Source organism: Methylobacterium pseudosasicola, assembly GCF_900114535.1.
Taxonomy (GTDB): Bacteria; Pseudomonadota; Alphaproteobacteria; order Rhizobiales; family Beijerinckiaceae; genus Methylobacterium; species Methylobacterium pseudosasicola.
In genome coordinates this window covers 20,766-29,119 of the sequence record NZ_FOTK01000050.1, presented here as the reverse complement: position 1 = coordinate 29,119, position 8,354 = coordinate 20,766, and the positions used below count along the sequence as shown (strand labels likewise).

The following is an 8,354-nucleotide window of genomic DNA, read 5'->3' as shown; positions in this document are numbered from 1 at the left end:
CCGCTTCGAGCCCGCGGCGACGGGACGGCCCGCTCATGATCCGGCCACGCTTCTGAAGCTCCACCTCTACGGCTATCTCAACCGCGTGCCGTGGAGCCGGCGGCTCGAGCGTGAGGCACAGCGCACCATCGAGGTGATGTGGCTGACCGGCCGGCTGGCTCCCGATCACAAGACGATCGCCAACTTCAGGCGCGACAACGGACCTGCGATCCAGGCGGCCTGTCGGCAGTTCGTGGTGCTGTGCCGGGATCTGCAGCTCTTCACCGGGGCGACCGTCGCTTTGGATGGATCGAAGTTCAAGGCGGTCAACAACCGGGACCGCAACTGCACCATGGCCAAGGTCGCCAAGCGCCTGGAACAGGTGGAGGCCAGCATCGCCCGCTACCTCGCGGCGCTCGACCGGGCGGATAGGGAGGGCAGCGACGTACCCGAGGCACGCACACAGCGCATCGGCGAGAAGATCGCCGCCCTACGCCGGCAGATGGCCTTCTTGCGCGAGATGCAGGCGCAGGTCGAGACCGCGGACGACGGACAGGTATCGCTGACCGATCCGGACGCCCGCTCCATGGCGACGAGCGGGCGAGGCACCGGCATCGTCGGCTACAACGTACAGATTGCCGTCGACCCCGAGCGTCATCTCGTCGTCGCCCATGAGGTCGTCAACGAGGGCCACGACCGCACCCAGCTCGTGCCGATGGGCGATCGGGCCAAGCAGGCCACCGACGCGGGGGAGATCGTGGTCCTGGCCGATCGCGGCTACTACAGCGGCGACGAGGTTCTGGCCTGCGAAGGCACGGGCATCCTGCCGACCATGCCGCGGGCCGACACGTCGGGTCGAGCCAAGAAGGGGCTCTTTGTGCGCGCCGACTTCGTCTACGACGCGGCGGCCGATCACTACGTCTGTCCCGCCGGCGCTGTGCTGACGAAATCTAACGCCCGCTCCGATCGACACGGTGACATCGATCATTATCGCAACCTGGACGCCTGTCATGGCTGCGCGATGCGAGCGCGCTGTACGACCGAAAAGTTCAAACGCTTTAAGCGCTGGAAGCACGAGGCGGTGCTGGAGGCCATGCAGAGGCGGCTCGACGCCATGCCCGACGCCATGGCGGTCCGGCGCGCCACGGTCGAGCACTTCTTCGGGACGCTGAAAGCCTGGATGGGCAGTACGCCCTTCCTGACGAAGGGCCTGAAAGGCGTGCGAACCGAGATGAGCCTCACGATCCTCGCCTACAACGTGAAACGGATGATCTGCCTATTCGGTGCAACCCGGCTCATCCAGGCCATTCGAGCCTGAAGCGGCCCACCGCGCCGCCGTCATCATCCTGCAAATCGGCGCTGGCGACCACGATCAACACGTTTAGACACGGCCTCGGTCGTGAGCGGGCGAAACGGTAGTGTCCGCTTCTGCCAACTCTCGCCCCAAAGCGGACCGGCCGCAATCCACCCATCTGAGACGCTCAGGCAGGCGGTCTGAGGCGGCTGATGGCCGTAAGCGGTCTGGCGACTTTCGGTTGCGCGAGGCGCTAAACCGGACAGCGCAGCGTTTTCGCTACCAGCTGCCGACGCACACGTTTTTCCGACGTTTGAATTTTCGACGCAGTTTTCCGACAAAACCCGGTAGCTTCGGCGGGCGCGACATGCATCGTCAGCGTTTGTCGGTAAGACGATCGGATTGCCGACATTCCAATCGATAGGACGACTCTTTTGTTCGGATATTGTAGAGCCGTGGGCTGTCTCTGATCGGCGGGTAGGCGTCCTTCGGCTTGATCGCGCTTCAATACCTTGTACGCGTCCAACGATCCCTTCGAATGCGCCTGGCTCCTCACCTCAACGACGTCATCCAAGCGGTGATTGCCGTTGTCTCCAGCCACGCGGCCGTATGAAGGGACCAAGCTCGGTCTTGAACCTTTCAGGATGCAAGACCGTCTTGGTGTCCGTTCCCAGTCTTCAGAGATGATCGTACGCCCTGATTTGCGGTAGGTCACGCGATCCCGCCGCGTTGGTACGCTGCTTGCGTGCCAGTCTTGTATGGAAGTCTGATCCGCATGCAGGTCCCTGAAAGATCTGACTCGATTGATCGTGTCATCGTGGATGCCATCCTCGCAGGCCGCATCACGGCCGGAACTCGCCTAGGCGAGCAGAGCCTCGCCACCCTGTTCAGCGTTTCGCGGACCATGGCCCGCGAAGCGCTAATCCGGCTGGAGGCGCGCGGCATCGTACAGGTCAGCCCCCGCCGAGGCTGGTTCGTGATCAAGCCGTCCTTCGAGGAGGCGCAGGAGGCGTTCCAGGCCCGGCAAGCTATCGAGATGGGCATCCTCATGGCCGTCCAGCGACTGGGACCCGAGGTCGTGGACAAACTGCGGGCCCACATCGTCCGGGAGCGGGCAGCCATCGCCTCCGACGACCTGGAGGCGCGCAGCTTCCTGCTCGGCGACTTCCACGTCTGCCTCGTCGAGGCCTTCGGCAACCGCGTACTTGCCGACATACTACGCGACCTGACGGCGCGCACTGTCCTGATCTCGGCGCTCTACCAGTCCGTCCACGACGCGACGGCCTCCTGCGACGAACACGAGGCGATCACCGATGCGCTCGCCAGCGGCGATTTGAAGCGGGCTGCCGACCTTATGGTTTCTCACATCGGCAATGTCGAGGCCGGGCTCACGCGAGCCAAGGACGACGATCCGCTGACCAACCTCCGCCAAGCCCTGAAACTTTCACCCCGACGAGAATGAGGGTGGGCTCGGCCGGGCCAAAACAAGAAAAGCCGCCTCCGACTCGCGTGTTGCGTATCCCCCCGATTAGAATTCTTCAGGAGATCACGTGATGTCGGCTCATTCGACACCGCTTCCCGCGTCGGACAAGGCACGCGAGCCGCTCTACAAATCGCTGTTCTTCCAAGTCGTCGTCGGGCTGGTGCTTGGCATCGTGCTCGGGATGGCAGCGCCCGACTTCGCGATCGGCTTGAAATTCTTCAGCGACGGCTTCCTCAAGCTGATCTCGATGATCGTTGCGCCGATCGTGTTCTGCGTTGTAGTGCACGGCATCGCCGGGACCGGCGACCTCAAGAAGGTTGGCCGCGTCGGCGTCAAGGCGCTAGTTTACTTCGAGATCATGACCACGGTTGCCCTCGCGCTTGGCATCATACTCGCCTACCTCGTCGGCCCCGGTCATGGGATGAACATCAATACCGCCACCCTCGACGGCAAAGCGCTCTCGACCTACGCGGACAACGCTCACAAGCTCCAAGGCGGCGGCTTCTCCAGCTTTATCCTCAACATCATTCCGACGACCTCATTCGATGCCCTGGCACGCAACGATGTGCTCCAAGTGCTGTTCTTCGCGATCCTCTTCGGCGTCGCACTGGCGCTGTACGGTGGCGAGCAGGGCAAGAAGGTCACCGACCTGATCGACGCGGTCTCCGGTGTGCTGTTTAAGGCAATGGGACTGATCGTGCGGGTCGCCCCGCTCGGCGTACTCGGTGCGGTGGCCTATACGGTCGGCAAGTACGGCGTCGGTTCGCTCACCCAGCTGCTATCCCTCGTCGGGTTGTTCTACTTTGCCGTCGCGTTCTTTGTAATCGTCATCCTCGGCTCGGTGCTGCGCCTCGCCGGGGTCAATATTTTCAAGTTCCTGGCTTACCTGCGCGAGGAGCTGACCATCGTCCTCGGCACCGCGTCGTCGGACGCCGTGCTTCCGCAGATCATGCGCAAACTCGAGTACATGGGCGTCAAACCATCGGTCGTCGGGCTCGTCGTCCCCACCGGCTACTCGTTCAACCTCGACGCCTTCTCGATCTATCTGACGCTGGCGGTGGTGTTTATCGCTCAGGCTACTGGCACGCCGCTGTCGTTCGGCGACCTGATGCTCGTGCTCGGCATCTCGCTCGTCACCTCGAAGGGTGCCCACGGTGTGCCAGGCTCGGCGATCGTCATTCTGGCCGCGACGCTGAATGCGGTGCCCTCGATCCCAGCGATCGGTCTCGTACTGGTGCTCTCGGTCGATTGGTTCATCGGCATGGCGCGCGCCGTCGGTAACCTAATCGGCAACTGCGTCGCGACCGTCGTTGTCGCCGCCTGGGAGGGCGATCTCGATCGGGCTCGGGCTCAAGCTGTACTCGACAACCCACCGTCGGACATTGCGGTCATCTCGACGGGCGAGCAGCCCGCCTGAGGTCGGCGTTTCGACCGCCCGCGATTATCCGTCGGGATTGCGGGCGGTCATATCCCGAAGGACGTGATCGGCTCAAGGTGAAGAGAGGGGTATGCATCAATGAGCGAGTTGCGAGTGACGGCGGGGCCGTTCGAGTTCGGTGCCCGGTTTGAAGAGGAGGCAGCACCGAAGACCTGCGCCGCCTTTCGAGCGCGCCTGCCGTTCATGACCAAGGCGGTACACGTACGGTGGAGTGGCGAGGGCGTGTGGATGCCGCTGGGCGACCTCGACTTCGGGGTCAGTTACGAAAACCACACCAGCTACCCGGCCCCAGGGCAGATCATCCTCTACCCCGGTGGCATCAGCGAGACCGAAATCCTGCTCGCCTACGGCGGCGTGCATTTCGCCTCAAAGATGGGGCAGCTTGCAGGCAATCACTTCATCACCCTAACCTCTGGTCTGGAAAACCTGCGCAAGCTCGGGGAGATGACGCTGTGGCAAGGTGCCCAGCCTGTCCACTTCGAGGCGCTGTAATCGCGGTTCATTGCTCTCAGGGCGTCGGAAATTGCCGCAGCCACGCAGGGAAGTTCTATGGCACAACATTATGCGGACGCCTCAGTGTCTTGAAAACGATCGGATAACCGACAGAACGGGTGATAGGACTGAGGTCCGATCAGGGTAGCAATCAGACCTTCGCCCTTCGCCCTTCGCCCCGAAGCACACGTTCAGTTTCCGACCCATGGCACGCACGGCTGCGAGGCTTACACCCCAACCGAACTTCCCGGAGGGCCGAACCTTACCTTACCGCATCAGTTGAACGCCTACGCATTTTACAACCATCAGGTGCATAGTATTGTAGCATGCACTGCCGGGCGACGATGATCGTGAGCGACCGCCCGGAGGATCAAGGCTGTGTTCCGCATCGTCATGCTGACATCCAGCATCTGATCGTAAGGGGCATGACATGGTGGTAGTGCTCGACCATCGGAGCAGCGCGATCTCAGCCAGCGCCTGCTGGCGCAAGGCTTCTCTCCGACTGTCCGACATGACACTCCCCGTGGGCTATCCGGTGGAGCTAGACCACGCATTATGAACGACCCGTTTCGATCATCGTGATGTGATCGCAATAGCCTGATCTCTCATCGCCTCTGCTGGTTCACGGCACCGCATTCATATTTTTGCACTGAACTCAAAATCTAATCATCGCGTGATGCGGGCATTACGATTGATCACATATTTTTTGAATACTACCAGTCAAGACCGAGATCTTTAGCCCTCCCGTTGGGCTTTGCATCTAGGAGGGAAATAATCAATGTATTTAATGCGACGATCGCTTCATCCTTGTCGCTCGATGAGGCAACGCCAATCCATCTTTCATCGCCTGCGAGCGCAATAGTCGCATTTTGTGCGCGCTCAAGATCCATTTCCAAGCGATCCGACACGACGACCCGCCGCCGAATATTTGTGATGGCGCTCGCTACCGTGGTTCGCAGTACTCGGTCGGAACACGAGGGAAATGCATCGACGACGGCGAGCCACGGTTCGATCGTCTCAGCTACAGCTATCGGCAGCATTTTCAAACTCAGCAATCGTGTCATCTTCCCTTTGTCAATAGCCATCTAAATCGTGAAACCTTTCTGTCCTATTTGCTGAATTTTGCCATCATTTGCACTATTTCAAAGCAGCAATTGACTGATAAATTGGTGGGCGTTCTGTCAAATTTTAAAAATCCTTGCCTCGGTCGATGAGGTGCCCATAGTGCTGCAGCATGCCAGCCTCGCAGTTCAATCACGCAGAGTTCATATCGTGAGTACAGCTACGGTGCGTTTGAACCTAGAACAGGCTACATTCCCTTAAGCATGAATATTAATCATATATAAGGCGCATTCGAATCTATACTATTCAATCTGACTAGGCATGGTTCCTGGCTGATAACTCAATATTTAGACCTCAGATAGGAGGGTATGTGCTGCCAATAAGAGCAACATGATGCCCCTTCGTCACGCATACTCACTCCTTCGGGTTCCGGAAACTGCGCCAGCCCTGGCGGCCGCTCAATTAACGGCACTGAAGCTGCAGGTCCCGTTACTGTACGTCATCCTGACGATCAATTCAGGCGCCCTCGCCTACACCCATTTCGGAGTCGCCCCGACCGGACTCGTGGTGGTCCCGGTGCTGCTGTTGGGGGCGGTCTGCCTCGCTCGCACCTGGACCTGGACCCGGCTCGATCTCGCCGCCCTCCCGCCGGACTGTTACGCCCCACTGTTGCGCCAGACGAACCGACTGTGCGCGCTGCTGGGGCCAGCATTCCTCGCCTGGTCGCTGGCCCTGGCCCAGTACGGCGACGAGATCGCGCATTTCCACGTGTTCTTCTACGTCGCCATCACCACGATCGCGTGCGTGTTCTGCCTGATGCACCTGCGCTCCGCTGCGTTGATCGTCGCCGTCTGCGTGATCGTGCCGTTCGTCGGGTTCGCCCTCGTCCAACAGCAGGCGATCCTGAAGGCGATCGCCGTCAACCAGCTGCTCGTCGGCGGCGTGATGGTATTCATCCTGTTCGTGTACTACCGGGATTTCACCCGCCTGGTCGGGCAGAACGAGAAGCTCGAAGCCCTCGGCGCCGAGAACCTCCGGTTGGCCGCGACCGACATGCTCACGGGGCTGCCGAACCGGCGCAGCTTCTTTCCCGCCCTCGATGCCGCGATCCGCTGCACGGAGACGGGGGGCGACGGGTTCACCCTGGCCATCATCGATCTCGACGGCTTCAAAGGCGTCAACGACTCCCATGGCCACGTGGCCGGCGATCGCGTTCTTGAGGAAGTCGCCGAGAGGCTGAAAGCGGTCGTGCCGCGCGGATCCACCCTGGCGCGCCTCGGCGGAGACGAGTTTGCGCTGATCATCGTGCATCGTGGCCGGGACGACGATCTTGAGGTTCAGTGCCGGTCGATCATCGCCGCGGTCAGCAGGCCGTTCGCCTGCGACGGCCTCAACGCACGGATCGGGGCATCGATCGGCTGCGCCCGGTACGTCGAGGCCGGAACGACCGCGGCACAGCTTGTCGAGCGCGCCGATTTCGCCCTGTACGAGGCCAAAGCCCATCATCGCGGCACGTGGGTGATGTTCGCGCACGAGCATGAGACGCGTATGCGGCTTCAAGGGGCGATCGAGCACGCCCTGCGACACGCCGACCTCGCCGCGGAACTCAGCCTAGTGTTCCAACCGATGGTCGATGTCGGTCAACAGCGCACGGTCGCGTTCGAGGCGCTGGCACGATGGCACAGTCCCGAACTCGGTCTGGTATCTCCGGATCGGTTCATCCCGGTCGCCGAGCGCGTCGGGCTGATCAACGAGCTCACGCAGATCCTGCTGGCCAAGGCGCTGCGCGTGATGGCCACGTGGCCCGCGCATGTCGGCCTGTCGTTCAACCTGTCCATGGCCGACATCACGGCGCCAGAAGCGGTCGGTCGGCTCTGCGCCTTGATCAAGGCTAGCGGCGTCGATCCAAGCCGTCTGCAGCTCGAGGCCACCGAGACGGCGATGATCGACGATTTCGCTCAAGCGCAGGCCGGTCTCGCGCGATTGAAGGCCCTGGGCGTGAGCCTGTCGCTCGATGATTTTGGAACCGGCTATTCCTCGCTGGCCTACGTGCATCGCTTGCCGGTCGATAAGCTGAAGATCGATCGGAGTTTCACCCAGGGACTGATGGAGCACGACAGCGCGCGCAAGATCATCCGCTCCATCCTCGAGCTGAGCCGCAGCCTGAAACTCGACTGCGTCGTCGAGGGCGTCGAGACGCACGAGCAGGCCGCGCTGTTGCAGGCGCTGGGCTGTCGAACCATGCAGGGCTACCTGTTCCACCGACCGATGGCGCCGGAGGCGATCGGCCCGTATCTGCGCCGGGAAGACGTCGGGACCTCCGCCCTCGACGACACACGCTTTTCTCGACGCCGAGCATAGTAGGCCGATCAGCGCTCGTGACACCCCTGTCGCTTCAGTTCAGGCTCAGAGCGCCTCGTTTCGGTCGTGTGAGACACCGATGCCAAAGCCGGTCCAGTCTCAGCTCTCGGGCATGCGCGTTGGGGCGCGGATGCGAGCTTGGATTTGGATGGGTTCGGCGCTGGCCGTCAGCGTCATCTCGCCGGCGTCGGGGCAGGACACGTGCGCCGGCCTACTCGCCGATTACGGCTACTTCCTCCAAGCTC

Annotated in this window: 6 protein-coding genes; 5 read left to right on the top strand and 1 reads right to left on the bottom strand. The window is 61.6% G+C overall.

Annotated features, from left to right (window positions below; all coding sequences use genetic code 11):
* The 4 genes from BM228_RS28980 to BM228_RS28965 form a co-directional block, all read left to right on the top strand.
* On the top strand, positions 1 to 1,297 hold a 1,297-nt coding region (locus tag BM228_RS28980), incomplete at its 5' end, for an IS1182 family transposase (protein WP_092046130.1).
* Positions 1,298 to 2,048: 751 nt separating this feature from the next.
* On the top strand, positions 2,049 to 2,735 hold the full coding sequence (locus tag BM228_RS28975; RefSeq protein WP_092046128.1) for a GntR family transcriptional regulator: 687 nt from the start codon (positions 2,049 to 2,051) through the stop codon (positions 2,733 to 2,735).
* 91 nt (positions 2,736 to 2,826) lie between these two features.
* Entirely contained in the window at positions 2,827 to 4,173 is a 1,347-nt protein-coding gene (locus tag BM228_RS28970; protein ID WP_092046126.1) for a dicarboxylate/amino acid:cation symporter, read from the top strand.
* A gap of 99 nt (positions 4,174 to 4,272) precedes the next feature.
* Positions 4,273 to 4,686, top strand: a complete 414-nt coding sequence (locus BM228_RS28965; protein ID WP_092046124.1) for a DUF3830 family protein — start codon at positions 4,273 to 4,275, stop codon at positions 4,684 to 4,686.
* A gap of 713 nt (positions 4,687 to 5,399) precedes the next feature.
* Here the strand turns inward: BM228_RS28965 and BM228_RS34165 are convergent.
* Positions 5,400 to 5,771 carry a hypothetical protein gene (locus tag BM228_RS34165; protein ID WP_139234244.1) on the bottom strand — a complete coding sequence of 124 codons (372 nt, stop codon included), beginning with the start codon at positions 5,769 to 5,771 and terminating at the stop codon, positions 5,400 to 5,402.
* A 544-nt stretch (positions 5,772 to 6,315) separates the two neighbouring features.
* On the opposite strand from BM228_RS34165, the gene BM228_RS28960 reads away from it, so the two are divergent.
* Positions 6,316 to 8,109, top strand: a complete 1,794-nt coding sequence (locus BM228_RS28960) for a putative bifunctional diguanylate cyclase/phosphodiesterase (protein ID WP_167367856.1) — start codon at positions 6,316 to 6,318, stop codon at positions 8,107 to 8,109.
* The last annotated feature ends 245 nt before the right edge of the window (positions 8,110 to 8,354 follow it).